At 61.8% G+C, this 26,527-nt stretch carries 22 protein-coding genes; 8 read left to right on the top strand and 14 right to left on the bottom strand.

The genetic code is table 11. From position 1 onward, the window contains the following. Positions 1-2: 2 nt before the first annotated feature. The 3 genes from CXQ94_RS11630 to CXQ94_RS11620 all read right to left on the bottom strand — a co-directional run bounded on the left by CXQ94_RS11630 (position 3) and on the right by CXQ94_RS11620 (position 3,172). Positions 3-1,007 carry an aldo/keto reductase gene (locus CXQ94_RS11630; RefSeq protein WP_104090205.1) on the bottom strand — a complete coding sequence of 335 codons (1,005 nt, stop codon included), beginning with the start codon at positions 1,005-1,007 and terminating at the stop codon, positions 3-5. A gap of 107 nt (positions 1,008-1,114) precedes the next feature. After that, positions 1,115-2,311 carry a 4-hydroxybenzoate 3-monooxygenase gene (locus tag CXQ94_RS11625; protein WP_104090596.1) on the bottom strand — a complete coding sequence of 399 codons (1,197 nt, stop codon included), beginning with the start codon at positions 2,309-2,311 and terminating at the stop codon, positions 1,115-1,117. A gap of 105 nt (positions 2,312-2,416) precedes the next feature. Then, positions 2,417-3,172, bottom strand: coding sequence for an IclR family transcriptional regulator (locus CXQ94_RS11620; RefSeq protein WP_104090593.1), 756 nt, complete (start codon positions 3,170-3,172; stop codon positions 2,417-2,419). A 220-nt stretch (positions 3,173-3,392) separates the two neighbouring features. On the opposite strand from CXQ94_RS11620, the gene CXQ94_RS11615 reads away from it, so the two are divergent. Further along, positions 3,393-4,838: an FAD-binding oxidoreductase gene (locus CXQ94_RS11615; protein ID WP_104090202.1), complete on the top strand. Its 1,446-nt coding sequence runs from the start codon at positions 3,393-3,395 to the stop codon at positions 4,836-4,838. Next, on the top strand, positions 4,835-5,215 hold the full coding sequence (locus CXQ94_RS11610) for a cupin domain-containing protein (RefSeq protein ID WP_219817033.1): 381 nt from the start codon (positions 4,835-4,837) through the stop codon (positions 5,213-5,215). The genes CXQ94_RS11615 and CXQ94_RS11610 overlap by 4 nt, the downstream gene beginning before the upstream one ends. A 90-nt stretch (positions 5,216-5,305) precedes the next feature. On the opposite strand, the gene CXQ94_RS11605 is transcribed toward CXQ94_RS11610, so the two are convergent. The 5 genes from CXQ94_RS11605 to CXQ94_RS11585 all read right to left on the bottom strand — a co-directional run bounded on the left by CXQ94_RS11605 (position 5,306) and on the right by CXQ94_RS11585 (position 11,357). Continuing rightward, entirely contained in the window at positions 5,306-6,739 is a 1,434-nt protein-coding gene (locus tag CXQ94_RS11605; protein ID WP_104090199.1) for an amidase, read from the bottom strand. A gap of 175 nt (positions 6,740-6,914) precedes the next feature. Continuing rightward, positions 6,915-7,700, bottom strand: a complete 786-nt coding sequence (locus tag CXQ94_RS11600) for a histidine phosphatase family protein (protein WP_104090197.1) — start codon at positions 7,698-7,700, stop codon at positions 6,915-6,917. A gap of 122 nt (positions 7,701-7,822) precedes the next feature. Further along, complete coding sequence (locus CXQ94_RS11595) at positions 7,823-9,001, bottom strand: MFS transporter (RefSeq protein WP_258067038.1); 1,179 nt, start codon at positions 8,999-9,001, stop codon at positions 7,823-7,825. 343 nt (positions 9,002-9,344) lie between these two features. Further along, on the bottom strand, positions 9,345-9,932 hold the full coding sequence (locus CXQ94_RS11590; RefSeq protein WP_104090192.1) for a TetR/AcrR family transcriptional regulator: 588 nt from the start codon (positions 9,930-9,932) through the stop codon (positions 9,345-9,347). Positions 9,933-10,061: 129 nt separating this feature from the next. Continuing rightward, the gene (locus CXQ94_RS11585; protein WP_258067037.1) at positions 10,062-11,357 is read right to left on the bottom strand and encodes a TDT family transporter; all 1,296 of its coding nucleotides are present in this window, start codon (positions 11,355-11,357) and stop codon (positions 10,062-10,064) included. An 80-nt stretch (positions 11,358-11,437) separates the two neighbouring features. On the opposite strand from CXQ94_RS11585, the gene CXQ94_RS11580 reads away from it, so the two are divergent. After that, the gene (locus tag CXQ94_RS11580) at positions 11,438-12,382 is read left to right on the top strand and encodes a LysR family transcriptional regulator (RefSeq protein WP_104090187.1); all 945 of its coding nucleotides are present in this window, start codon (positions 11,438-11,440) and stop codon (positions 12,380-12,382) included. A gap of 46 nt (positions 12,383-12,428) precedes the next feature. Here the strand turns inward: CXQ94_RS11580 and CXQ94_RS11575 are convergent, their stop codons facing one another. Then, the gene (locus CXQ94_RS11575) at positions 12,429-14,216 is read right to left on the bottom strand and encodes a PucR family transcriptional regulator (RefSeq protein WP_181034181.1); all 1,788 of its coding nucleotides are present in this window, start codon (positions 14,214-14,216) and stop codon (positions 12,429-12,431) included. Between the two features lie 54 nt (positions 14,217-14,270). Here CXQ94_RS11575 and CXQ94_RS11570 point away from each other — a divergent pair, with 54 nt between their 5' ends. The 5 genes from CXQ94_RS11570 to CXQ94_RS11550 all read left to right on the top strand — a co-directional run bounded on the left by CXQ94_RS11570 (position 14,271) and on the right by CXQ94_RS11550 (position 20,719). Continuing rightward, positions 14,271-15,755, top strand: coding sequence for a CoA-acylating methylmalonate-semialdehyde dehydrogenase (locus CXQ94_RS11570; protein ID WP_104090181.1), 1,485 nt, complete (start codon positions 14,271-14,273; stop codon positions 15,753-15,755). Between the two features lie 31 nt (positions 15,756-15,786). Next, a complete protein-coding gene (locus CXQ94_RS11565; protein WP_104090178.1) occupies positions 15,787-17,172 on the top strand; it encodes an aspartate aminotransferase family protein in 1,386 nt (461 codons plus the stop codon). Between the two features lie 160 nt (positions 17,173-17,332). Further along, positions 17,333-18,772 (top strand): aminobutyraldehyde dehydrogenase, encoded by a 1,440-nt coding sequence (locus tag CXQ94_RS11560; RefSeq protein WP_258067035.1) that lies wholly within the window; start codon positions 17,333-17,335, stop codon positions 18,770-18,772. 7 nt (positions 18,773-18,779) lie between these two features. Continuing rightward, a complete protein-coding gene (locus tag CXQ94_RS11555) occupies positions 18,780-20,147 on the top strand; it encodes an FAD-binding oxidoreductase (RefSeq protein WP_104090175.1) in 1,368 nt (455 codons plus the stop codon). Positions 20,148-20,242: 95 nt separating this feature from the next. Next, positions 20,243-20,719, top strand: a complete 477-nt coding sequence (locus tag CXQ94_RS11550; protein ID WP_104090588.1) for an Lrp/AsnC family transcriptional regulator — start codon at positions 20,243-20,245, stop codon at positions 20,717-20,719. A gap of 71 nt (positions 20,720-20,790) precedes the next feature. Here the strand turns inward: CXQ94_RS11550 and CXQ94_RS11545 are convergent, their stop codons facing one another. The 5 genes from CXQ94_RS11545 to CXQ94_RS11525 all read right to left on the bottom strand — a co-directional run bounded on the left by CXQ94_RS11545 (position 20,791) and on the right by CXQ94_RS11525 (position 26,390). Next, positions 20,791-21,714, bottom strand: a complete 924-nt coding sequence (locus tag CXQ94_RS11545; protein WP_258067034.1) for an ABC transporter permease — start codon at positions 21,712-21,714, stop codon at positions 20,791-20,793. Continuing rightward, positions 21,711-22,616, bottom strand: coding sequence for an ABC transporter permease (locus CXQ94_RS11540; protein ID WP_104090173.1), 906 nt, complete (start codon positions 22,614-22,616; stop codon positions 21,711-21,713). The genes CXQ94_RS11545 and CXQ94_RS11540 overlap by 4 nt, the downstream gene beginning before the upstream one ends. After that, on the bottom strand, positions 22,613-23,779 hold the full coding sequence (locus tag CXQ94_RS11535) for a spermidine/putrescine ABC transporter substrate-binding protein (RefSeq protein WP_104090170.1): 1,167 nt from the start codon (positions 23,777-23,779) through the stop codon (positions 22,613-22,615). The genes CXQ94_RS11540 and CXQ94_RS11535 overlap by 4 nt, the downstream gene beginning before the upstream one ends. Position 23,780: 1 nt before the next feature. Beyond that, positions 23,781-24,917, bottom strand: coding sequence for an ABC transporter ATP-binding protein (locus tag CXQ94_RS11530; RefSeq protein WP_306418899.1), 1,137 nt, complete (start codon positions 24,915-24,917; stop codon positions 23,781-23,783). 87 nt (positions 24,918-25,004) lie between these two features. After that, complete coding sequence (locus CXQ94_RS11525; protein WP_104090580.1) at positions 25,005-26,390, bottom strand: aspartate aminotransferase family protein; 1,386 nt, start codon at positions 26,388-26,390, stop codon at positions 25,005-25,007. Positions 26,391-26,527: the final 137 nt, after the last annotated feature.

Below are 26,527 nucleotides of genomic sequence, written 5' to 3'. Positions count from 1 at the left end.
TGCTACTCTCCCGCTGGTGATGTGAGGGTGTTCTTGCGATCGAAGGATTTTGCCTGGGCGGCTGTGTGGTGGTCGCCCACCGGGGCGGGGAGGTTGTCCAGGGCCAGAAGCTGTTCCGGGGTGAGCATCACATTGACAGAGTCCAGGTCTTCTTCAAGGTGGGAGATGCGGATGGTGCCCGGAATGGGGGAGTAGTTCGGCCCCTTGGCCAGCAGCCAGGCTAGCGCTACCTGGGCCGGGGTTGCGCCTGCTTCCTCGGCGATGTTTTCCACTTCCGCCAGGCGCACAAGGTTTTGCCCCAGCGCGTCACCTGCGAAGCGGGGATTGGAGCGCCGCCAGTCGTCGGCGTCGAGCTGGTCAAGGGAACGCAGCGTGCCGGTGAGCAGTCCCCGGCCAAGAGGGGAGTAGGGCACAAAGCCGATCCCGAGTTCCTTGAGCAGATCAAGGGTGCCGTCGTCGCCGTCGCGCGTCCACAGGGAGTACTCCGACTGCAAGGCCGTGATGGGGTGTACGGCGTTGGCGCGGCGAATGGTGTCAGGTCCGGCCTCCGAGAGGCCTATGTGACGAATTTTGCCTTCGTCGATGAGTTCGCCCAGGGTCCCCATGACGTCCTCAATGGGGACTGCCGGATCCACCCGGTGCTGGTAGTAAAGGTCGATGTAGTCGGTGTCCAGGCGCGTCAGGGATCCCTCGACGGCGGCGCGGATGTTCGCCGCCGAGCTGTCCAACGGTCCAGGATTTCCCACGTGGGAGATCATGCCGAACTTGGACGTGAGCACCACGTCCTCGCGGCGTCCCTTGATGGCCTTGCCCAGCAGCACCTCATTCTTGAAGGGCCCATAAATTTCGGCACTGTCAAAGTGGGTGACACCCAGTTCCATGGCGCGATGGATGGTTCGAATCGAATCCTTTTCGCTCTGGTCGCGGCCGGTGTAGATGTGGGACATGCCCATGCATCCGAGCCCGATCACGGAGACTCTCAGGTCACGAAGATGAGTGTATTTCACGTCGGCCGCTTCCGGTTGAAGTCGTTGGGTGAGCTGGTCTGGAATGCAAACGAGCTCCCAATAATCCCTTCAGACTACCGGGAGCTGCCGCGCGCTGGAGTTAACCGTCAGGCTGACGGCCAGCCGGTGTACGCCTCGGCAAAGTACTGCTGGCCGAAGCGGGAGCTGACAATGTTGTTCAGTTCGCCCTGGATGCGCTTGCGCTCGAAGGTGCTTTGGTCTTGCCGACTGTGCAGCATGGTGGTGATCCAGTACGAGAAGTTCTGGGCTTTCCACACTCGGTCCAGGACCTTTTCGCTGTAGCCGTCCAGGAGTTCATCGGAGCCTGTGGCGTAGTGCGCTTCGATGGCGTCAAAAAGGACCTGCACGTCGGCGAAAGCCAGGTTCAGGCCCTTTGCGCCCGTGGGTGGGACGGTGTGGCCGGCATCCCCGGCCAGAAACATGTTGCCGTGGCGCATGGGCTCACACACGTAGGACCTGAAGGGCAGGACCATCTTTTCCGTGATGGGCCCGCGCTTGAGTGTTAGGCCGTCGGGTCCGTCCACGCGGCGCTGAAGTTCAGCCCAAATCTGGTCATCTGACCAGTCGTCGGGGTTCTCTTCGGGATCGCACTGGAAGTACATGCGCTGGAGATGCTCGTTGCGCTGGCTGATCAGGGCGAAACCGTGTTCGGACTGGGCGTAAATCAGTTCAGGTGCGCTGGCCGGGGCCTCGGTGAGAATGCCGAACCAGGCGAAGGGGTAGGCGATGAAGTTGTCGGTGCGTTTTTCCTTGGGGATGGCATGTTTGCAGATGCCCTTGGAACCGTCGGTGCCGGCAACGATGTCCGGACGAATTTCAAACCGTTGCCCATTGGCGTCCGTGAAACGGATCTTGGGAACATCGGTCTCTAGGTCGGCAACTTCGGTGTCCGTCACGGAGAAGCGCACATCGCCGCCATCGCGCTTGCGGGCTGCTGCCAGATCAACGAAGATTTCGGTTTGCCCGTACAGCCATACCGATTCGCCCACCAGATCTTGGAAGTCCAGGCGATGGCTGGTGCCGTTGAAGCGCAGGTCAACGCCGTCGTGCCTGTGTCCTTCGGTCAGGACACGGCCGTCAACGCCTGTTTCGGAGAGCATCCGCACCGTCCCGGCCTCCAAGATGCCAGCGCGGTGGGTGTTGCGAATAGTCTCGTGATCCCGGGTCTCGATCACAATGTTCTCAATACCTGCACGGGAGAGCAGATGGGAGAGCATGAGCCCGGCGGGGCCGCCGCCAACAATTCCCACTTGCGTGGTGATGATCCGTACCTCGGCGTTCATGACGGTGTCTCCTTTGACGAGTGTGATGCGAACTGCGCTCAACTCTGTCATCGCCTGCGGCCACACCACATAGGCGTTCTCATTCAATGAGAAAAGGTGGTGGATTTAGAGCGGTGTGCTCCCCATGGCGCGGGCAATTCCGCGCGCCCCGGTCATCAGGACTGGAAGAAATGTATGGACATTGCCGTCCTGCCGGGGAACCACGATGCCCAGGGCCGCAACGGCCGTGGCACCGCGCCCAAGAACGGGAACTGCTATGCCCGTTGTCTCCTCATCAATGAGGCCGTCCAAGGCCGTATAGCCCTGCGCTCTGGCCTGGGCCAGGACCTTTCTCAGCTCGCCTCCTCCGGTGCCGTCCGGCGGGAGCGTCTGTGGATGGTCGGCGAAGTATGCCTCCTGGACGTGGGGCGGGGAGAAGGCCAGGAGCACGACGCCGACTGAGGTCCGGTGAGCGGGGAGACGGCCGGCAATGCGCGCCTGATTGACCACTGACTCTCGGCTGGAGAGCCGTTCGATAAACAACACCTCGTCGTCCCGGAGCACCGCGAGCTGGGTGTGTTGGGCGACAACGGCCTGAATGTCCTCCATGAAAGGCTTCGCCGCCTCCCTCAGATCGGGTGCCGATGAGCTTCTGCTGGCGACTTCCCACAAGCCCAAGCCCAAGCGAACGTTTCCCGAGGGGTCTTTGCGCAGGAAATCGTGCCCAATCAGTTGGTTTACCAATCGGTAAGTGGTCGCCACGGGAAGCTGTGCCGCTGAGGCAAGCGCACCGACGCTCATGGACGGGGCGTGCGCATCAAAAGCGCTCAAGACGCGGACAAGTCTGTCCAGGGTCGAGTCTCCCGTGGTGGAATTAGCCATGCACTCATGCTCCCACGTCGGAAGAGGGGAAGTTTCCTCGGTGAATGCGCCAACGACATCACCGTAGTCAACATCGTTGACTTTTTTATGAATATGTAATTTCATGAGACGTGTAGTGATTCTCGCCGAATCACCCTCTTGACCTGGAACGGGCACCAGAATCCACTTGACGGGTATCTGGTGTCGGCCGAAGAACATCTTTATATGGAGAGATAAGATCATGCCCACAACGACGCCGACATTCTTTGAGAATGCCGAAAAGACCGTTGACCCGGCACTTTGTGCGCAATCGCTGCGCAACACCAAGCGCGCCGTCTACTGGCTGGATTCCCCCCTTCGTCCCGCACCCCTCCCACCGTTGCGTGGGGAGACCAGCACCGATCTTCTGGTGGTCGGTGGCGGTTACACCGGATTGTGGACCGCCCTGCAGGCAAAGGAACGGGATCCGGAGCGGGATGTGGTGCTGTTGGAGGCGGGGTGGATTGCCTCCGAAGCCTCGGGGCGTAATGGCGGATTCTGCGAGGCGAGCCTGGTTCATGGTGAGTCCAACGGCGAGCAACACCTACCCAAGGAAAACGCGCGCCTGACGGAACTGGGTCTTGAAAACCTGGCCGAGCTTGTTGAAACTATCAAGCGTTACGACATTGACTGCGATCTGCTCGAAGAGGGAACCCTAGCCGTCGCCACAGAAAGGCATCAGGATGCCTGGCTGCGTGAGGAGGGCACGGAGGAGAACAAGGAGTACTTTGACACAGAGCACCTAGATTCGATGATCAAGTCCGAGGCGTTCATTTCCGGTTTGTGGAGTAAGGAAGACACCGTTCTGGTCAACCCGGCCAAGCTGGCGTGGGGCCTGTTTGCTGCCTGCCTCAAGCTGGGGGTGCGCATCTTTGAGCAGTCCAAGGCGACAAGCCTGACCGAGGCCAACGGCAAAATGGTGGTTGAAACGCCCGAGGGCAAGGTCTTCGCCGCTAAGGTCGCCTTGGCGACCAACGTTTTCCCGTCGCTGCTCAAACGCCATGCGCTGATGACGGTTCCGGTCTATGACTACGTTTTGGTGACGGAGCCGCTCAGCGAGGAGCAGCGCGCCGCCATCGGTTGGGCCACCCCGCACGGTCTTACGGACCTCAACAACCGCTTCCACTACTCACGCCCCATCATTGACGAGAACGGTGGCTGGCGGATTCTTTACGGCGGCTACGACGCCGTCTACCACTTTGGTGGCAAGGTCAACCCGGACCACTACAACCGCGAGGGCACCTACACGAAGCTGGCTGCCCATTTCTTTGCCACCTTCCCGCAGTTGGAAGGGCTGGCCTTTTCCCATGCCTGGGGAGGGGCGATTGACACGTGCAGCCGCTTTTTCTCCTTTTTTGACCTGGCCTACGACGGCAAGGTTGCCTACTGTGCGGGGTTCACCGGCTTGGGGGTTGGCGCTTCACGCTTCGGCGGGCGCGTCATGTTGGACCTGCTGAGCGGGACCAAGAATGAAATTACCGAGCTTGAAATGGTACGCAAGAAGCCGCTGCCCTTCCCTCCGGAACCTGCGGCCTGGATCGGCGTTCAGCTCATGACCGCGGCACTGGCCCGGGCGGACCGGCGCGAGGGTGAGCGTGGCCTGTTCTTGAAGACCATGGACGCCGTCGGTATGGGCTTTGACTCGTGAGCGGCCTTCAGCCTCAGGAGTCGACGGTGGACACGCCGCGCACCGTCAACGCGCCCGCGGTGGAGTTGGAGCATGAATCCGTGACGGCCCATCAGGTTCTCGCCGGTGCCCCGACAACAGCGGCCACGACGCTGGGGCACATCTTTGGGGTCGAATACGGCTTGTGGGAAATGAGCGTCGGCTCCATGAGTGACGTTGAGGCTGAGGAGCTCTTCGTGGTCCTCAGCGGCTCTGCCACCGTGCAGATTCATGCCGCCAACGGCTTCCAGGCCGCTGTCCTGCGGCTAGAGCCGGGAACGGTGTGCCACCTCAGCGAGGGCATGAACACCAGCTGGGTCGTGGACGAACCACTTCGAAAGCTGTACCTGACGCCATAGTCGCTTGAGCCACAACAAGGAGGGAGGCGGTCACCAGCTCTATATGAGCCCGTGACCGCCTCCCTCTTTGTTATGGCGGCGGATGACGCCCTAGATGCTCGTTGCTGCCACGAGGTTCGGCCACCAGTTATCTGAGGTGGTGAGGGCCAGCGTTCGCTCAAGGGCAGCCCCGAGGGTGAACACGGTGGCGTCGTCGTAGCTTCGACCAACAATCTGGACCCCTGTCGGGACCCCGTTGGGAGCGATCCCGGACGGAACGGAGAGGACCGGAACCCGGCCCACCACGTTGAACGGGACTGTCAGGGCGGATTCGATCCAGTTGACCTGTTCGCTACCAACGTCGATGAGCCCGGCCGGGTCGGCGAAGTCGGCAGCCATCCCCTGGGTTGCCAGGGTGGGGCAGAGGAGGGCGTCGTACTTCTCCAAGAGCCTGCCCAGCGGTTCGTACAGGGCTGCCTCGTAGACCAGGCCCTCGGCGAAGGAATCGGCCTGCGCGGCACGTTTGGCAAAGTCCAGGGTGTAGGGCATCAGCAGATCGCTATTCGCGCCGGCGATCTCGGTAATGAAGGGCCCCATGATGCCACCAAAATGCGCCCAGGCGGCTTCAATAACCTGGTTGCGAGTCCAGGGCAGTGACACCTCATCGACGATCACTCCGGCGCTGCGCAGGGCATCCGCGGCTGCACGCGTGTTGGCCTCAATGGCCGGATCCACCGAGTAGTCGCCCAAGTTCACGCAGAGAGCCACGCTCATCCCCGCTGCCAACGCCCCATTAGGTGTGGGCAGCACGTAGGCGGGGCGCAGCGACGCCTGGTCCGTGGCGTGGGGGCCAGCGATCACGTTTTGCAAAAGTGCGACGTCGGCAACGCTGCGGCCCATGGGGCCGTCCGCGCAGTAGGTGTCCTGGTTGAAGGGCGCCATCCCCGGGACCCGTCCAAACGGGGGCTTGAAGCCGACGATGCCGCAGAAGGAGGAGGGGATGCGAATGGAGCCGCCAATGTCCGAGCCAGTGGCAAGGATGGATTCTCCGGCTGCCAGGGCCGCCCCGGAACCACCGGAGGAGCCGCCGGGGGTCAATTCAAGATTCCACGGGTTGCGCGTGACGCCCCACAATTTGCTGTGCGTGTAAGGTGCGCAGCAAAATTCCGGGGTAGTGGTTCGGCCGTGGACTACGGCGCCGGCGTTGTAAATCCGGTCGACGATCGGGTGGCTGGTTGTGGCAATGGTGCCGCGCTCGGTGAGCGAGCCCTCCTCGGAGGTGCGCCCGGCGATGGGTTGCTCCTCCTTGAGCAGCAGTGGAATCCCTTCGAGTGGGCCGTGGCCCTGATCGGACTTGGCAAAGCGTGCCTCGGAGAGTCTGGCGGCGCCGTAGGCCTCGTCGAGCATTTGTTCGGTCAGTGCGTTGATGGAAGGTTCCATCAGTTGAGTACGGGCGACAACGGCGTCGAGCAGTTCAACGGGGGACAGTTCACGCGAGACAAAGAGGTCGCGGGCAGCGGAAGCGGTGAGGTAATGCAGTTCCATGGGCGTGATCCAATCAAGATTTAGGCGCGAGGCATCGCATCGGCCGTGGCACGACGGTGCGGACACGAGGTGAACGGTAGATTTCGCTCACCATGAGACTAGGCTCACACGCGCATTAAGTCAACGGTGATGACATCACTGATGACTCGATGCGGATGCAAGCCGCGTTGGACTTCTACTTGGTGTAGCTGGTGTCGTTGACCTTGCCCACTGTCCAGGCGCCGTTTTTGAAGTTCAGGACGCTGACGGCGCCGTTTGAAATCCCGCCGGCGGGAAGCACCGCACCGAGGGAGTCCAGTAGGCAGGCGATGGATAGTGCGCTGCTGACGGCCAAAACCCTGGACTTGCCATCTTTGATGGCTGCGTTGGCCATCGCGTCCAGTGATTCGCGCATACGTGGCCCGGCGAGTGTGCAGCCTTCGGCGGGAAGCTCAGGGTTTGGATTTGCTGCGGCAATGGCGTCGGTCAATTCAGGCAACGTGAAGCGTTCGAATGCCTCCTCGATGGAGGCGACCTTGAGATGCCTCATCCCGGCGCCCCACATGGCCTGCCCGTCGCCGCCCTCAAATCCGCCGAAGGCTAGTTCGCGCAGGCGTTCGTCGCGTTGTACGGCGAGGTCCTGCCCCATGCCCTTGACTATCAGCGATGCGGTTTCGTAGTGCCGGAGCATATCGGCTGAATAGACGGCGTCGACAGTGCCGATGTCCCTGGCCAAGCCCGCGCCGACTGCCGAGGCGATCTTGCGCCCACCCTCCGTGAGTGGGGAGTCGCTCCAGCCCTGTGCACGCTTGAGCGCGTTCAGGAGTGTTTCGCCGTGCCGCGTCAGGTAGACCGAGACTGTTGTGTCCGTTTGTTCACCAGTTGATACCGACGTGGACGTCGGTGATGAGGCGGCAGTGTGGGTCAGCATGCCCGTTGACTGTACGGCAAATTGGGGGCGGTGGGTGCGAAAAGCGTTCATGTCATCTCCCGAGCGAGGCGACCGGCGGCCGCGTAGGGGTTCCGTTTAGCCCCCATTGTTCGATTGCCCTAGCGGCCGCGCTCTTCGGATAGCAGTCGTGAGGAGCGCAGAGGCGGTGTCCACTACTTCACCGATCGGATGGGAATGATGACAAACGCTGCCAGTACCACCGCGACCATGCCGAAGATGAACAGTGCCGGGTAGCCTCCCGCCATGGCGATGATGACACCGGCAATGGCAGGGCTCAAGGCCTGAGGAATGTTCGTTGCAACGTTCAAGATTCCCAGGTCCTTGCCCGCGGCGACGCCGCCGCCCGGCAAGACCTCCGTCATCAGGGCAGTGTCACAGGCCATGTAAAAGCCGAAGCCAATCCCGTCGATAACGGCGGAAATTAGCAGGCCCTCAAACGTCGGGCTGATCAGCGGGATGGCCAGGGAAATCACCATGATCGCGGAGGCAAGGTAAATGAATACCTTGCGTCGACCGATCCGGTCACTCCACCACCCGGCCAATACGATAGCTGCCATCGTGGGCAGCAGGGACGCGAGGGCGATGGTGCCGATGGCCCCTTGGGCTTCCTCCAAAGACATCCCAATGTAGTCGGTGATGATGTACAGCTGGTAGGTGCTCACTACGAAGTAGCCCAAAATGAAGAGGAAGCGTGCCGTGAAAGCCCAGGCGAAGTCGGGGTTTTTCCGGGGGTTGATCCAAAAACCCTGCAGGAAATCGCGCCAATTCCACGCAGGGATTTCTGACTTGGCGGAAGACCAGTCACGGTTGACGACCACGAAGAGGACCGTGGTCAAAATGATGGCGATGCCGAAGACAGAATAGGCAAACCCGAGGTGTCCGGCAAGGGCACCGGCCGCCAGCACGCCGAGAGTTCCGCCGATCTGCATGCCAATTCCGGCCATGGCGCTGGCGGTACCGCGCTTATTACGGGGGAAACGGTCGGAGGTAATGGCGCTCAGGGGGCCTTGGAGTGCGTTGAGGCCGATCTGAATGAGCACCCACAGGACCGTGATCCACAGCAGAGAGGTGAATGAACCAAGGCCCAGGAGCAGCACGCCGCCGATCAGTGCCCCGAAGATCATCCACGGCGCACGGCGCCCCAGTTTTGATCGCGTGCGGTCGCTGATGGCGCCAACAATGGGCTGGGCGAACAGCGTGAAAATGAAGGAAATGGTGGTGACGATCGCGAAGTTGCTGATCTTGTTTTCGTCATCGAGAAGGGCGATCTGGCTGGGCAACAACACGCCAAGGAGTGCCGCATAGCTTGCGTAGAGCGTTAATGTTGCCACGAGGATGCCTGGCAAGAGCGCACGGGTTGGTGGGGGGCTCTGCGGGGGAGTCCCGGGTTCCGGGGCTGCAATGTTGATGCGAGCCGTGGGGGTCAGCTCGAGTGATGGATCTGGCGCGTGAGGCTGCGGATTCAAGGGTGTGTCCTGAGTTATTTGAGGATGAATTTACGCCTCCACGATGAATACCGAGCGACGTTCGGTATTCAGTGTGCCTCCGATCACAGGCGCCGTCAAGAGTGTCACGCGTCACGTCGGGAGTTCTTGGGCAGCACAACGACTCACCGCTTGATTGAGGAAACGGTGCCGCTTCGGATCGTTATTTTGCGGAGCTAGTGTCGGCCTGTCAGGGCTTGGGGTCTGATCGCCACGACTCGATGGCCGCCTCGATATGGGCCGCCATGTCCAGGGTGGGGGTCAGTAGCCATTGGGTTTGCAAGCCGTCGGCCAGGGCGAGCAATGAATTCGCGGCAAGTTCGGGATTGAGCCGGGTATTGAACTCGCCGCTTCGCTGGCCTTCCTGAATTTCCGCCACAAGTTCTTCACGGAAACCCTCGAAGCGTTCGGTGAAGAACTTGTGCGCGGGGTGCTCTGGGTCCGGAGCCTCCGTCGCGAGGCTGACGTACAGCTGGACCAGACCGGGCACTTTGGAGTTGTGGCGAATGATCATCGGGAAAGTGTCGATGAATCTGGCTTCGGGGTCGGTACTTGCGTTGACGGCATCGACTTCGTCGCGGCGGCGCAAGATTTCCGTAAAGAGTTCATTTTTGGAGGCGAAATGGTGCAATAGCCCCGTCTGACTGAGGTTGGCGGCGGTGGCGATCTCACGGACAGAAGTTTTCCGAAAACCCTCGCGCGCAATGACCTCCAGTGCTGCGTCTAGAATTTCTTCGCGTTTTGCGACACCCTTTGCGTACGATCCTCGTCGAGCCATGAGGCAATTCTAGCCGGGAACGTGGCCACTCCAAGGAGCAGGCAACCCTGACTACGGGTCGAGACCTTTTGAACTCCGCCGGCATTGAAAGTGCCGGGGTGCCTTCTGTTGGTTTCGCGGACGTTCCCCTTACCCACGAACGGCTTGCCCCGTTGATTGAGGGGCTTGCCGCCTCCGAATTGGCCAAGCGCTGACGCTGGCCGTCCCCGGATCTTGAAAAAGAGTGCCCTGGAGAACGCTGCCATGGAAGGTACGTGCCGCCACCACAACCCATGCGGCCAAGAGCAGGGCGTATCCGGCGACGGCCATGGCGGCAAAAACGGCCAAGTGGGTGTGGGCGGCGAGCCCGGAGACACCTGTCACGCAGGTTCCGATGGGGAAAGTAAATGACCACCATGTCAGGGAGAAGGGCAGCCCCTGCCGGGCGGTACGGATGGTTATGGCGGTTGCGATCGCTGCCCAGAGGAGTACGAAGCCCAGAACGGGCACCCCGTAGAGGATGCCAAAGGCTGCCATGGCTCGGGTCAGGGTTCCGGAACTTGCTGTCCCGGAGTCGGCCAGGTGGGCGTTGCCTCCCAAGAGATTGGCAGCGGTAATGGACTGTCCCAATGGACCCAGCACGATCCACAGCGTCGGCACTGCGGCGGCCGCCCCGATCTTATGCTGGGTGAGCCGGTGCCAGATCAAGGTGATGATGATGACCGAGGCAAAAAGGCTTAGCCCAAACATCGCGTAGCAGGCGAGCAGCAGGGTCATCCGCGCCTCCCCGGCCGGAATGTATGGCAGCAGCAGGGCTCCGGTGGACGCCGACACCATCGGGGGGACCACCGGCATTAACCAGCCGCCGAACGCGCTGTCTTCTTGCGTCTGAAATCGGGTGAACTGCCAGTAGGGCACGGCGACGGCGGTGACCAGGCCCAGCAGGGTGCCGGTGCCCCAAAGGGCCACGTCGATCCCTAGCGCGAGGTGTTCACCCAGAACGTCCTTGCCTATAAGAAGGGTGCCTGCACCCACCGTCATCAGGGCCATGGGTGGAGCCCCGTAGAAGTGTGCCATGACCGGATTCCTGTGGTGACTCACGGCAGCTTCTTTGTGCCGGAGCCAATGCACGCCTGTTGCACAGACCAGCAGGACCAAGAGCAGGGACGCAATTCCCCAAATGACGGTAGCTCCTGTGCGCAGGCCCGGAAATTGCAGGGGCAAGGTGGCTGCGGCCGTGGCGAGGATTCCGGTACCCATAATGGAGGCGAACCAATTGGGGGTCAGATGGGCAAATAGCTCCGCGGGTTTGTCCAGTCGGCGCAGAAGTCCACGATCCCCGCCTGGCTCACGGTGAGGTGCTTGCTTTTGTTCGCGTAGCGCGGTGGATGAATTGTCAGTTGTCAGCAGTGAGGTGCCCATGGCTTCCATGCTGCTGGTATCCACGTGGAAGCAGTAGTAGGCATAGACTTGGCAGGGCACAAGCCAGTCTTGTGACCTGCCAGATTTCTCTCAAGGAGACGCCGATGCTTAGCCCCAGAATGCCGGAGCTCGCGGCCCTGGAAATGCTGGCCACTGTCCACGATCTTGGCTCGCTGTCCGCCGCCGGGAAACGTCTTGGACTCTCCCAACAGGCTGTGTCGTCCCGGATGCGTTCGCTTGAGGCACGGATCGGTTCCGTCCTGTTGACCCGGACGCCACGTGGTTCGGCGCTGACCGAAACCGGTGCGCTGCTTGCCGGGTGGGCGGCGGATGTCCTCAGTGCGGCGGAGCGGCTCGACGCCGGGATTGCCGTGCTTCGAGGAGAAGGTGCACGGCGGCTGAAAGTCGCCGCGAGCCAGACCGTTGCCGAACACCTCCTGCCGCAGTGGTTGGTTGCCTTACGCCGCCAGCAAGAGGAGCTTGGTGTTGCCCCCACCGTGGTTGAACTGGTGGTCTCCAATAGTATGGACACGGCCGAATTGGTGCGTTCGGGGCAGGCAGTCATCGGCTTCATCGAGAGTCCGCACCTGCCCCCAGACCTGAGTTCTGCCTCGGTCAGGGAGGATGAGATGCTCCTCGTCGTCGCCCCGGCCCACCCGTGGGCGCGGCGGAGGTCACCTGTAACCGTTGGCGAACTGGCCGCTACCGCTCTGGTCACGCGGGAACGGGGCAGCGGAACCCGGGACGCCCTGGAATACTTGCTGGACGCGAGGGGCACCAACCCGGTTGCGGATCCGTTGCTGGAACTAACTACGACGGCGTCCGTACGGTCCGGGATAGCCGCCGGGACGGCACCCGGGGTGCTCAGCGCGTTGGCGGTCAAAGACGATCTGATCCTGCACCGACTTGTTTCCGTACCGGTGGATGGACTGCCCCTGCGCCGCAAGCTGAGCGTCCTTTGGCAAACCGGAAGCACTCCGCCATCCGGTCCAGCCAGGGACCTGGCTGCCATAGCGGCCAGACCCGCTAACGGAACGGACGCTCGGTAGATGAGGCCAGCGACGTCGGCCCCGCCGTGTTGCCGATGGTCTCGGGCTAGGCTCCGCGGGTGGTCTCCCAGGCGATGACCGCAGCTTGGAGCCCGGCGATGACCTCGCCGTCGGCCAAGTCAACTCCCAAAAGTCCCTCAATAGTGTCAAGGCGCTGATAGAAGACCGACCGGGACAGGTGGCTGTTGGCCGCAGCCTTCGTGCGGTTTCCTGGATGGGCCAAATACGCCCGCAGTACCTCCAGTAGATCGCTGCCGTGCCGCGCATCTTGATGCAATACGGCACCCAAGTTGCGCTCTACATAACTTTGCACCCTGGGATCGGTGCGCAACGCGCCGATCAGCCCGCGCAGGGAACGTTCGGCAGCGCGGTGCAGAACCGGCTCCGGGTCGACGGCGGTCAACCGGGGGGTCGCGTTCAAGACCTCCAGGGCTTCCTGGAGTGACGCCGCGAGAGCGCCGACCTGCTCCACGACGGCCCCGGCCGCCACCACCGCCCGGCCGTGTGTTGATGACTGGGAACGAACAAGCTCCTGCAACTTCGCGGCAAACGCGTCGATGGCAGCCCGGGGAGCCACTCTTCCTGGCCCCGGGCCCGGCACGGAAAGCGCCATGAGAAGAGTTTCGCCGTCGGCGGGTGCGCTCCAGCTTGCCACAGCGTTAAGGCCCATGGAACGGGCCAGGCGGCTCACCTCGGCGGTGCTTGGAAAAGCAGTCTCGCGATTGCCGGTCCCGCGCGCGGGACCGGCGTCGCGCCTGGATAACCCGTGGTCAATGCGCAAGGCCAGGCCGCAGAGGCGGCGCTGGGTCACCGGCAGACCCATCGCCTCGAAGCGGGCACGCAAGGCAATCTCGCTCCGGTACCGTCCCTGAAGCAAGGACGCCAGCAGCCAGTGTTGGCTGGCTGGGGTCCAATGATCGCCCGTTCCGTCGGCCAGTCTGCTCAGGGAAAGGGCCACGGCGGCCTGCTCCAGGACCAGGGCACGGCCGGCCGGGTGAGGTGCCCCCTCCAGGGCGATCAGGTAGCCCCAGCGGGTGCCGCGCGCCTGCACGGGAGTAACCAGCCAGCCCTCGAGCCCCAGAACAGCGGTCCGCGTTTCCTCGCCCGTGTCTTGGGCTCGGGCACGGTGCGCGGAGCGTGATCGGGACTCCCACGAAGCAAGCAAGAGTTCCTCGGGAAGCCCCGGGGACTCGAAGGCGACAACCTGGTGGGCCATATCCTCCAGCACCACCGGTGACCCCAGGACGGCTCCCAATTGGGCCACAATGTAGTCCGCCGGTGAGCCGCGCAGGCTCAATTCGGAGAACAGTGCGTGGACCTCATCGCGTGCCTTCAAAGCCCCCATTTGTTCGGCGATGATGCGGCCATGGACCGCCTCGGTGACGGAGACAAACTTGACTCGGCGCTCCAGTACCACCAGCGGCAGGCCCTGGCTCAGGCAGCATTCCACAAGGCGCACAGGTGCCTGCTGATAGCGGGTTCCAAGCTCCAGCACCAGCCCGGCGACCCTAGCCGCTGCCAGTTCGGCGATGTAACCGGGGATCCAGCCGTCGCCGTCGGGCCAGCCCACGCCGGTGGCCAGCAATAGTTCATGCCCGTCCAGCAACTCCGTGACATCCTGCGCCTCAACCACATGGACCCAACGGACGGCGTTGCCCAAGCTAGCGGCCCCCGCCAGAACGCGGGCACCGCCGTCGGCGAAAACGGGGAGGGCCAGCACTTCGGCCACCGTGGGCAGGGTCTCCGGACGATCTGTCCGGACAGAGGTGAAATTCCGTTGATATGTCAGGGTCCTGCTCCATGTCTTCCGTGTGAGGATCGTTACTGAGAGCATACAACGGGCGTCGAACGGACTGTCCGGACTCATTGAAACCGAAGGAAAAAACACATGCAGCTGATTCCCCACTTCATTGCCGGCCACGAGGACAGCACCTCCGAGCGCCGCGGGGCCGTCTACAACCCGGCAACGGGCGAACAGCAAAAGGAAGTGGCCTTCGCCACCACAGAGTTCGCGAACCACGCCATCGCCACCGCCGCCGCAGCGCTTCCGGCCTGGCGCGCCACCTCGCTGACCAAGCGCACGGACATCTTCTTCAAGCTGCGCACCCTGCTGCAGGAGCGTAAGTCCGAGCTGGCCGCGATCGTCACCAGCGAGCACGGTAAAGTGCTTGACGACGCCGCCGGGGAAATCGCCCGCGGCAGCGAAAACGTTGAATTTGCCGCCGGGCTGATCAACCTGCTCAAGGGCGAGCACAGCGAACAGGTCTCCACTGGCATTGATGTCCACAGCATCAAGCAGCCCGTGGGCGTAGTCGGTTGCATTACCCCGTTCAACTTCCCCGTCATGGTGCCGCTGTGGATGATCGCCAGCGCCATCGCCTGCGGCAACACGGTGGTTCTCAAGCCCAGCGAAAAGGATCCCTCCGCGGCCCTCTTCCTGGCCAAGCTGTTCCAAGAGGCCGGTCTGCCCGACGGCGTGCTCAACGTGCTCCAGGGTGACAAGGAAGCCGTGGATGCCATTCTGGACAGCCCCACCGTGAAGGCCGTCAGCTTTGTTGGCTCCACACCTATTGCCCGTTCCATCTACCAGCGCGCTGCCGCTAACGGCAAGCGCGTACAGGCCCTGGGCGGCGCCAAGAACCACATGATGGTGCTCCCCGACGCCGACATCGACGGTGCCGCAGACGCCGCAGTGTCCGCAGCCTACGGCTCCGCCGGGGAGCGGTGCATGGCCGTCAGCGTAGTGGTCACCGTTGGCGACATCGCCGATGAGCTGGTCGGAGCCATCAAGGACCGACTGAGCGGCTTGAATATTGGTGCCGGTACCGAATCAGACACCGACATGGGTCCGCTGATCACCGGCGAACACCGCGACAAGGTGGCCTCCTATGTTGCGGGCGCCGCTGCCGAAGGCGCCACCGTCATTGCCGATGGCCGCGAAACCCTCTTCGACAACGACGGCTTCTTCATTGGCGTCACCTTGCTCGATCACGTCAAGCCTGCCATGAAGGTCTACACCGATGAGATCTTCGGCCCCGTACTCTGCGTGGTTCGCACCGAGAGCTACGACGAGGCACTGGAACTGATCAACAGCAACCAGTTCGGTAACGGCACAGCAATTTTCACTCGCGACGGCGGCGCCGCCCGCTCCTTCCAGTTCGACGTCGAAGCCGGCATGGTGGGCGTTAACGTCCCCGTTCCCGTTCCCGTGGGATCCTTCTCCTTCGGTGGCTGGAAGGACTCCCTGTTTGGTGACGCCCACATCTACGGCCCGGAAAGCGTGCACTTCTACACCCGCTCCAAGGTTGTCACCACCCGTTGGGGCCAGCCCTCCGAGTCCCAGTTGAACCTGGGCTTCCCGAGCAACTCCTAATTTCGGCACACCAAGAGAGACGGACACGTCCATGACTGACATCCTGACCACCGATACCCAGACGCCTAACAGCGCGGGCGCCGACGTCGTGAGCACCATCCGCCACAACGACCGCACCCACGTACTGCACTCCTGGTCCGCACAGGCAAAGATTGACCCGCTGCCCGTAGAAGGCGGCAAGGGCTCCACGTTCTGGGATTACCAGGGCAACAGCTACCTTGACTTCGGCGCGCAGCTGGTGAACCTGAACCTGGGCCACCAGCATCCGGACCTCGTCAAATCCATCCAGGACCAGGCCGGCAAGATGGCCACCATCCAGCCAGCCTTCGCCAACGATGTTCGCGGTGAGCTCGCTGCTCTGATCGCTTCCAAGGCTCCCGGCAACCTGAACAAGGTGTTCTTCACCAACGGCGGCGCCGAGGCCAACGAAAACGCCGTGCGCATGGCCCGAGCATTCACGGGCAAGTCCAAGATCCTGGCCCAGTACCGCTCCTACCACGGGGCCACGTCCACGGCCATGCAGCTCACCGGCGACCCCCGCCGCTGGGCCAATGAGCCAGGTGCCGCCTCAGTGGCGCACTTCTTTGGCCCGTATGCCTACCGTTCCCCGTTCCACTCCAGCACGCCCGAGGAGGAAAGTGCCCGCGCATTGGAGCACCTGGAAAGCGTGATCGTCCTTGAGGGTGCCTCCACCATTGGTGGCATCATCATCGAAACAGTGGTGGGCACCAACGGAATTTTGGTCCCGCCGCCGGGCTACCTGCCCGGCGTTCGCGCCCTGTGCGATAAGTACGGGATTGTCTACATCGCCGATGAGGTCATGGCTGGCTTCGGTCGCATTGGCGAGTGGTTCGCGGTGGACGCGTTCGACGTCGTCCCGGACCTGATCTCCTTCGCCAAGGGCGTGAACTCCGGTTACGTGCCCCTGGGTGGAGTGGTCATGAGCGAGGAGATCGCGGCCATCTTCGACGAGAAGGCCTACCCGGGTGGTCTGACCTACTCCGGTCACCCCTTGGCGTGCGCGCCTGGTGTGGCCACGTTCAAGGTCTTCGCGCGTGACGGCATCCTGGCCCACGTCCGCGACCTGGGCAACCGGGTGGTCCGCCCGATCCTTGAGTCCTGGCTTGAAAAGCACCCCAGCGTGGGTGAAGTTCGCGGGCAGGGCTTGTTCTGGGCGGTGGAGCTCGTGACCGACAAGGAGACCCGTGAGCCGTTGGTGCCGTTTAACGCCGCCGGTGAAGCAGCAAGGCCGATGGCCGAAGTTGTGGCCGCATGCAAGGCGCGTGGCGTCTGGCCCATGACCAACAACAACCGCATCCACATCTGCCCCCCGCTTGTCATCACCGAAGAGGAGCTGCGGGCCGGACTGGATGCAATTGACGAGGCATTGACCGTGGCCGACGGGTTCGTAGCTTAGAACCCTTTACAACGACCATATTCGTTGTAAACTCGGTAGCATACTTCGTTTTTCGTGGCGGGCGTTCTGAATTCCACGGATTCAGAACGCCCGCCTTCTATTTTTCGATGACTTTCGAGCGTTTCTTCTCGACAAAGAACCAAACAATTTGAGGCAAGCAATGACGATTACCATGTATGAGAACCCGGGACTGTTCATCAACGGCGAGTTTGCACCCGCCGGCAGTGGACGCTCATCGGCTGTGATCAACCCTTCCACCGGCAAGGAGATCGCGCAGGTGGCCATCGCCGACGCCGACGACGTCGACCGCGCTTACGCTGCGGCGCGAGCAGCAGCGCCCGGGTGGGGGAGGAGCACCCCCTCGGAACGACAGGATGCGCTCCTGAAACTTGCCGACCTTTTGCAAGAGCATGCCGACGAGTTCACCGAACTCGAAAGCGCCCAGACCGGCCAGCCACTGGCCATGGTGGCGCAGGAGCAGATTCCTCCATGCGTTGATCAGCTGCGCTTCTTTGCCGGCGCCGCACGCACCATGGATGCCTCGGCCGCGGGCGAGTACGTGCCCAATAGAACCTCATTCATTCGCCGCGAACCCATCGGGGTGGTGGGCCAGGTGACCCCGTGGAACTACCCGCTGATGATGGCGATCTGGAAGATTGGCCCCGCCCTCGCTGGCGGCAACACGATCGTGCTCAAGCCCTCGGACACCACACCGCTGACCACCTTGCGGCTAGCCGAACTTGCCGCGCAGGTATTGCCGGCAGGCGTGTTCAACGTTGTTACAGGTGATCGTGACACCGGCCGCGCCGTGGTTGAACATGCCACACCGGAGCTCGTCTCCATCACCGGCAGTGTGCGGGCCGGCATGGAGGTCGCCAAGTCGGCCGCCCTTGACCTCAAGCGCACCCACCTGGAACTTGGCGGCAAGGCTCCCGTGCTGGTTTTTGCCGACGCTGACCTTGCCAAGGCCGCCAAGATCATTGCCATGGCGGGACTTTACAATGCGGGCCAGGACTGCACCGCAGCCACCCGGGTTTTGGTTGAGAAGTCCGTGCATGACGTGTTCGCTGCGGCTTTGGCGGCGGAAGTGGCCAGCTACACGGTGGGTGGGCCGGAGGACAACGCGGCCATGGGCCCGTTGAACAATGCAGGGCAGCTGGCACGCGTGGCTGCCTTCGTTGACAGCCTCCCCGCCCACGCCAAGGTACTCACCGGTGGTCACACCATTGATCGTGACGGCTTCTTCTACGAGCCCACAGTGGTGGCCGGTTTGGCGCAGAGCGATGCGGCTGTCCAGGAGGAGATTTTTGGTCCCGTCATCACCGTCCAGTCCTTCGACTCCGAGGAACAGGCTGTCGAATGGGCCAACGATGTACCGTTTGGGCTCTCCTCCAGTGTTTGGACCCGCGACGTTGCCCGTGCCATGGACCTGAGCCGTCAATTGGACTTCGGCGCAGTGTGGATCAACGACCACCTGACCATCAGCGCCGAGCTGCCCCACGGTGGATTCAAGCACTCCGGCCACGGCAAGGACCTCTCCATGTATGCGTTGGAGGAGTACACCCGCGTCAAGCACGTCATGGTGAACCTTGAGCGCTGAGGCGACAATGATCAACGGCCAGGTGTCGTTTTGGTACGCCGGAACCGTGGTTCCACAACCGGTTGACGCCCTCCAGGGTGACGCCGGCGCCGACGTTTGTATCGTGGGCGCCGGCTACACCGGGCTTTGGACTGCCTACTATCTGGCCAAGGCGGATCCCAGTCTGCGGATTGTCATCTGTGAGGCGAAATTCGCCGGATATGGGGCCTCCGGACGCAACGGTGGCTGGCTGACCAACACCATCACCGGAGGGCGCGATGGATATGTGCGTTCCCATGGGCGGGAGGCGGTGGTACGTTTCCAGGACGCCATGAACCGCACCGTGCAAGAGGTGATAGATGTTGCCGCGGCCGAGGGAATCGACGCCGACATCGTCAAGGGCGGGGAACTGAACGTCGCCACCGGTGCCGCCCAACTTCAACGACTCAACGCAATGGCGGCGTCGGAGGCCCAATGGCCCAACGCGGACACCGAGCTCCTCGATGTTGCCCAGACGGCCGAGCGGATCAAAATCGCCGGTGCCATGGGCGCCATCTGGCACCCGCACTGTGCCCGCATCCAGCCCGCCAAACTGGCGCGCGGACTGGCCGCAACAGTGCGGGCGCTGGGCGTCACCATCCACGAAAACACCCCGGCCGTGGAGATCTCTCCGGGCGCCGTGCGCACGACTCGTGGAACAGTGAAAGCGCGCTACGTTATCCGGGCTACGGAAGGTTTCACCGCCGGTTTGGCTGGCCAGAGACGAACCTGGCTCCCGCTGAACTCGTCCATGATCGCCACAGCACCTTTGACGCCGGAGCAGTGGGCGGAAATCGGGTGGCAGGGCTCTGAAACTCTGGCGGATATGGCCCACGCATACATTTACGCCCAACGCACCGCGGACGGCCGGATCGCCATTGGCGGCCGAGGCGAGCCGTACAAGTTTGGTTCCCGCACCGACGTCGACGGTCATACGCCGGAGAAGACTGTCCGCCAACTGCGCGAAACTCTCACCAAGCTCCTACCTGCCGTGGAAGGCATCGGCATCGACCACACCTGGTCGGGCGTACTTGGGGTACCCCGCGACTGGCACGCAACCGTTGGGTTGAGTGACGACGGCGTGGGCTGGGCGGGCGGTTATGTTGGCACCGGCGTGGCCACCACAAATCTGGCCGGCCGCACCCTGGCCGATCTCATCCTGGGCCGCTCCACCGAACTCACCGCCTTGCCTTGGGTGGGCCGGCACGTACGACCCTGGGAGGTGGAGCCGCTGCGTTGGCTCGCCGTGAAGGGCCTATATGCCACCTACAACGCCGCCGACCGTGCCGAATCCGGCCACAGAACCACCACCCACCCCATAGCTCATGCCGCGGATTGGATCAGCGGCAAGGCATAGGGAGTCTCAAAACGGTGCACCCGTCGCGGGAACACCGCGGTGGGGCGGTAGGGTGGATTTGCCCGAACAACAGCATTTTCAGACGCAGGAGGAGTATCCCAGTGAGCGCGCACCCGGAACAGAATCAGGCCGAACTGGATGACATCTCCAAACGGATCATTGAGCAGCTCCAAGAGGATGGGCGCCGTTCCTATGCGGCCATTGCCGAATCGGTGGGCCTCTCCGACGCTGCCGTTCGCCAGCGCATGAAACGACTGATCGACAGCAAATTGCTGGAGATTGTTGCCGTCACGGACCCGCTTCGGCTGGGGTTTACCCGCCAGGCAATGATCGGTGTCAAGGTTCAGGGCCAGCTTGAGACGGTTGCACAAGCGCTTGAGTCCTACCCGGAGGTCAGCTACATTGTGCTCACGGCCGGCCAGCACGACCTCCTGGTGGAGGTGGTGTGCGAAGACGATGCCCACCTATTGAAGCTGCTGGGCCGGATGCGGGAGCTGCCCGCTGTTGCCTCCACCGAGACGTTTATGTACCTGAAGCTTCACAAGCAGCGCTACGACTGGGGTACCCGCTAGAGACACAAAAACCGGCGGCCCCCACCTTTTCATCAAAGGTGGGGGCCGCCGTCGTGCTGGGGCTTTGTGGGCTACGCCCCAGCGATGGTCTTGGCGATGTCTGTAGAACTCTCACCCATGCGGCGCAGGACTAGTGCCACCACGGCCAGGGCCACCAGTGTCAGTAGCAGCATGATCGCGGAGACGGCGGCAATTTCCGGTCGCAGTGAGACTTTCAAGGCGCTAAAGATATAGACCGGCCAGGGCGTGTTGCCCGGAACCTGCACAAAGCTGGAAACAATGGTGTTGTCCAAGCTCAGCGTGAAGGACATGAGAGCGCCAGCCAAGATGCCGGGGGCCGCGATGGGAAGGGTGATCTGGAAAAACCTGTTCCACGGGCTCGCGTACAGATCCGCGGCAGCTTCCTCCAGCGCCATATCGGTGCCCTGCATGCGGGCCCTCACAATGAACGTGACGACGGCGATCGACATGACAGTGTGGGCAACCACCAACCGGACCATGCCGTTATTGATCGGTGTGATACCAAAATCGGTACCCAGGCTGACAAACCAGGGAAGGATGGAGATAGCATCGACAATTTCCGGGGTCACAAGCGTCAGGGCCAGTAATCCGGTAAGAATGGTGGCCCATTTTGCCTTGTGCTTGGCCCGTGCCAGCGCAAGTCCGCCCAAAGTGCCCAAAATGGTGGATAGTATGGCCGTTCCGAACGCCGCCTGAAGCGAGGTAAGAACCGAGCCGCGGATCACCTGGTTGCCCGCCGCATTGATGTAAGCGTTGAAGCCGAAGCCTTCCCAGGCGGCCAGGAGGCGTCCGGTATTGAAGGAATAAATGAAGATCACCAGAATGGGCAGGAACAGGAAACAAAACACCAGGATCCCAAACACGGTCATGGCCGCGGACACAGGATCCCGACGCTTTTTGTGCCTGATGGAGGCAACTCTTGCCGGTGTGGCGGTTTCCTCTTCGGCTGGGTCGCTCAGGACGGTAGTGCTCATGATGCGGGCTCCTCGATGAGCACCCTGCGGTTGAAGCGCAAGATGGCACGGATGATCAGGTAGATGGCGCCAACAATGACCACAGTGAGCAAGATGAAAACCATCAGCATCACCGCCATGGCGGACCCCAACGCCCAGTTCTGGGCTGAGTTGAACTGGTTGGCAACAAGCTGGCCCACCATGTTGCCTTGGGCGCCGCCCAGCACTGACGCCGTAATGTAGTCACCCATCAAGGGGATGAACACCAGCAAGGCGCCGGAGATGATGCCGGGAGCGGCCAGTGGAAGGGTCACCTCAAACATGGTCCGCCAGCGGTTGGCCCCCAGATCGCGGCTGGCCTCGCGTAGGCTGACCCCGGCCCGATCCAGTGAGACAAACAAGGGCAGAATCATCAGGGGCAGGTAGTTGTAGACCACGCCCAATTGAACGGCCGCCCGGGTGTAAAGAATTTCAATGGGCCCATTCAAGATGCCCAAATTTTGCAGGGCATCGGAGACGAATCCTTCGGGGGCCAGGACAATCTGCCAGCCTAAGGTGCGTACCAGGAAGTTGGTCCAAAAGGGGACAAGGACCAGGGCTACCAGCAGGCCGCGCCATTTGGAGGGAACCTTCACCGCCATCCAGTAGGCGAACGGAATGCCTACTAGCAGGCAGATCAGCGTCCCCAACCCGGCAATCTGCAAGGTGTTAATAAACGTGGACAAGAAGGTGGGGTCCATGGCCTCAACGTACCTGTCAAAAGAGAGGGTGCTGTTGGAATGGGCCGTGAACAAATCAGGTTTGTAGCCAAAGCTGTACCAGAGCACCAGGCCTACCGGGATGATGAAGAAGAACACCAGATACGCCCACGTGGGAAATGACAGTGCGGCGACGCTGGCGCCCCGTCGTGAAAATTTCCTCATGCCCCTGCCTTCGCTTGCATGCGGTTCAGAATCTCAACCCGGCGTTCCTGCCCATCATTGAGCACAGCTGTTTTTAGTCGGTCCAGGACCTCTTGGGACGGGAAGACGAGGTCGGGCAGCTCCATGTCATCAGCCAACGCCGCCTCCTTCAAGTCCTTGATGCCGGTGTGGTAGCCGATGTACTCCACCTCGCGAAGTGCGGCTTCCGGGGTCATCATGTGATTGATGAACGCGTAGGCGGCGTCCGGGTGTTGGGCGCCCGTGGCCAGTGACCAGTTATCCATCCACAAATTTGCGGTAGGAGTGGGGAAGACGAACTTCCACCGTTCCGGATCCGAGGCCGCCAGCATGCCCTGGCGGGCATCGCCATTGAACGACTGCATCAGGGCAAAGGTGCCCTGCGGGATGCCAGAGGTGACCACATTTGAATTGAACGCCCGAATGCTTTTCGCAAGAGTGCCCACCAGGTACTCCTCGGCGGCATCCAGGGCAGTGGCGTCCATGGAGTTCATGTCAATGTTGTGTGCGGCCAAGTAGATGGCGACAACTTCCCACGCGTCTTCCAGTACCGCTGTCTTGCCGCTGGCGGTGGTTTCGGCGGCTGTCAGGAAGTCTTGCCACGAGGAAAGCTCATCCTTGATGACCGTGGTGTCGTAGACGTACCCCGTGGTGCCCCACGCCTTCGGGATTGAGTGTTGGTTGCCCGGGTCCCAGACTTGGTTCGTGTAGGTGGGATCGAGGTTGGCCATGTTGGGGATTCGGCTGTGGTCTAGTGGTTGCAGCAGCCCGTTGGCTACCATTTGGGGTATGTACAGCCCGGTTGGCACCACCACGTCGTAGCCGCTGGTGCCACGGGTTGCAGCCAGCTTGGCGATGAGTTCTTCATTGGAGCCGAAGCTGTCCAGCTGTACGCGAACATCGCTGGAGTCCTGGAAATCGGAAATGTTCGCGGGATCCTCATAGTCACCCCACGAGTACACGTTCAGCTGGCGCCCCAGTTCGCCGTTGGGCAAGGCGGAGGCTGCAAAGCCTTTCTGGTTGGAGCAACCACTCAAGGCCAAGGATGCGCCAATGACGGCGAAGCCGACCAACATGGCTCGGCGGCTGATCTTGGGGATGGCCGCCTGAGGTGCCAAAACTTTCATGGTTGACTGCTCGCCCATATCAAGCCCCCGTGCGGGGAGCAGGATTCGGGAAGATTTGCGCGTGCTCGGGAGCCCAACTGAGCCAGACCTTTTCGCCGGCGGCAGGCAAAACGCCATGAGTTGGCGTCATCCGGGCAAGCAATTCTTGGCCGGATCCGGTGGTGATTTGGTATTGGATGACATCGCCCAGGAAGGACACCACACCCATGGTTCCAGCCACTACGTTTGGCTCAATGGTGGGTTCTTGGGTGTGAACGTGGATGGACTCGGCCCGGATAGCGGCCAAGACGGGTGCCCCCGCCGCAGCCTCACTCTTGCCAGCGCAGACAAATGTGCCATCTTGGGTTTCCACCCTGCCATTGGCGCCAAGGGTTCCGGAAATAAAGTTCTGTTTGCCGATGAACCCGGCTACGAAGGATGTAGCCGGGTTGGTGTAGATTTCCTCCGCCGTGCCAACCTGCTGGATCTTCCCATCCAGCATCACCACTATCCGGTCACTCATGGACATGGCCTCGGCCTGGTCATGGGTGACGAAGATGAACGTGATCCCGAGTTGCCGCTGGAGTACTTTGAGTTCAAGCTGCATTTCCTCGCGAAGCTTTCTGTCCAAGGCAGACATGGGCTCATCGAGTAGAAGTACTTTGGGACGGTTGATGATGGCCCGGGCCAACGCCACCCGCTGCTGCTGGCCACCGGAAAGCATGCGCGGGTTCCGGGTGGCAAATGATGACATTTGCACTAGTTCCAGTGCCTCCGAGACCCGGGCGGCGATCTCCGCCTTAGGCGTGCGCTTTTGCCGCAAACCGTAGGCAACATTTTCAGCAACGGTCATGTGCGGGAATAGGGCATAGGCCTGAAACACCGTGTTGACGGGGCGTTTGTTCGGTGCAACGCCCACCACGGAGGAACCGGCCAGAAGAATGTCGCCCTCGTCGGGTTCCTCGAAACCGGCAATCATGCGCAGTAGCGTTGTTTTGCCACAACCCGACGGGCCCAGCAGGGAAAGAAACTCGCCGGAGCGAACTTGAAGATCTATGCCCGCCACAGCGGGCGATGTTCCGTACCGTTTTACAACCCCGCGGATCTGTACAGATCCGCTGTCGTGGCTGAGACTGTCGTTGCCCACTATGGGGCTAAGAGTCGAATTCTGGGTCACTGTACTTCCCTCTACTTGCTGTGGGTGGATTGAATCGCTGGTGACGCAATGGTTCGGGCACGACTCGCAACGGTGCGTGAGACCTGCCTAGAGCAGTTCCTGTGCCTGGGTCAGGGTGGTGCGGAGGATGGATTCAATCTCGTCAAATTCTGGCTGGCCGATGATCAGTGGCGGGGAGAGCTGAATGACGGGGTCGCCGCGGTCATCGGCCCGGCAGTACAGGCCATTGTTGAACAGTTCCTTGGACAGGAAGCCCTTCAGTACCCGTTGGCATTCTTCTTCGCTGAAGGTCTCCTTGGTGGCCTTGTCTTTGACAAGTTCTAGCCCGTAGAAGTAACCGGCTCCGCGGACGTCGCCCACAATGGGCAGATCTTTCAGCTTGGAAAGCGTTGCCAGGAAGGCGGCCTCGTTGGCTTGGACGTGGCCGTTGAGGTTCTCGCGCTCAAAGATGTCAAGGTTGGCGAGGGCGACGGCGGCTGAGACCGGGTGACCGCCGAACGTGTAGCCGTGGCCAAAGACGTTGCTACCGTCGGCGAAGGGTTCGTAGAGTTTGTCCGAGGCGATCAGGGCGCCCATGGGGGAGTAGCCGCTGGTCAGGCCCTTGGCGCAGGTGATCATGTCGGGGACGTAGTCGTAGCGTTCGGCACCAAAGTAGGTGCCGAGCCGGCCGAACGCGCAGATGACCTCGTCGCTCACCAGCAGAACGTCGTACTCGTCGCAGATTTCACGCACCCTCTGGAAGTACCCGGGGGGCGGCGGAATGCAGCCGCCGGCATTTTGAACGGGTTCCAGGAACACCGCAGCAACAGTGTCCGGTCCTTCCTCCAAGATGACCCGTTCGATCTGATTGGCGGCCCAGAGCCCAAAGGCGACAGGATCCTCGCCGTGCTGTTCGGCCCGGTAGATGTTGGTGTTGGGAACCCTGAACGTGGAGGGAACAAGTGGTTCAAAATCTTGCTTGAGCTCTGGGATGCCCGTGATAGACAGAGCGCCGTGGGTGGTGCCGTGGTAGGCGGTGGTACGGGAAATCGCCTTGTGCTTGCCCGGTTTGCCCTTGATCTTGAAGTATTGCTTGGCCAGCTTCCAAGCGGACTCAACGGCTTCGCTGCCGCTGTTGGTGAAGAAGACGCGGTTCAGGTCACCGGGGGCAAGGCTGGCCAGGCGTCCGGCTAGCTCGGCAGCGGGCTCGTTGGCGTAGGACCACAGGGGAAAGTAGGAAAGCTGTTCTGACTGGCGTGCGGCAGCCTCGGCAAGGTCCTTCCGGCCATGGCCCACCTGAACGGTGAATAGTCCGGCCAGGCCGTCGAGGTAACGCTTTCCAGTGTCATCAAAAACGTAGGCACCTTCCCCCCGCACTATCATTGGCAGATCTGCCGAATCCTGAGGTTGCGGGGAAAAGTGCAGCCACAAGTTCTCGTGGGCGGCCTGGCGGATCAACGGTCGGGTCTGCATTGCAGACAACAACTCGGACATGATGTTCTCCTTGACGACTGGCGCCACTGTCATCCTCGATGCGGCGTGCTGTCCAGTCTGCCCGTCCATACGGGCATTGACAAGGGATTTAGAGGAAAATTATCGGAGAAACATCTGAATTCGTTAGCGTGTGCCGT

The organism is Arthrobacter sp. GMC3 (assembly GCF_002929305.1).
Lineage (GTDB): Bacteria > Actinomycetota > Actinomycetes > Actinomycetales > Micrococcaceae > Specibacter.
The sequence above is the reverse complement of the archived record's forward strand: the minus strand, read 5'-3'. Positions and strand labels throughout refer to the sequence as shown.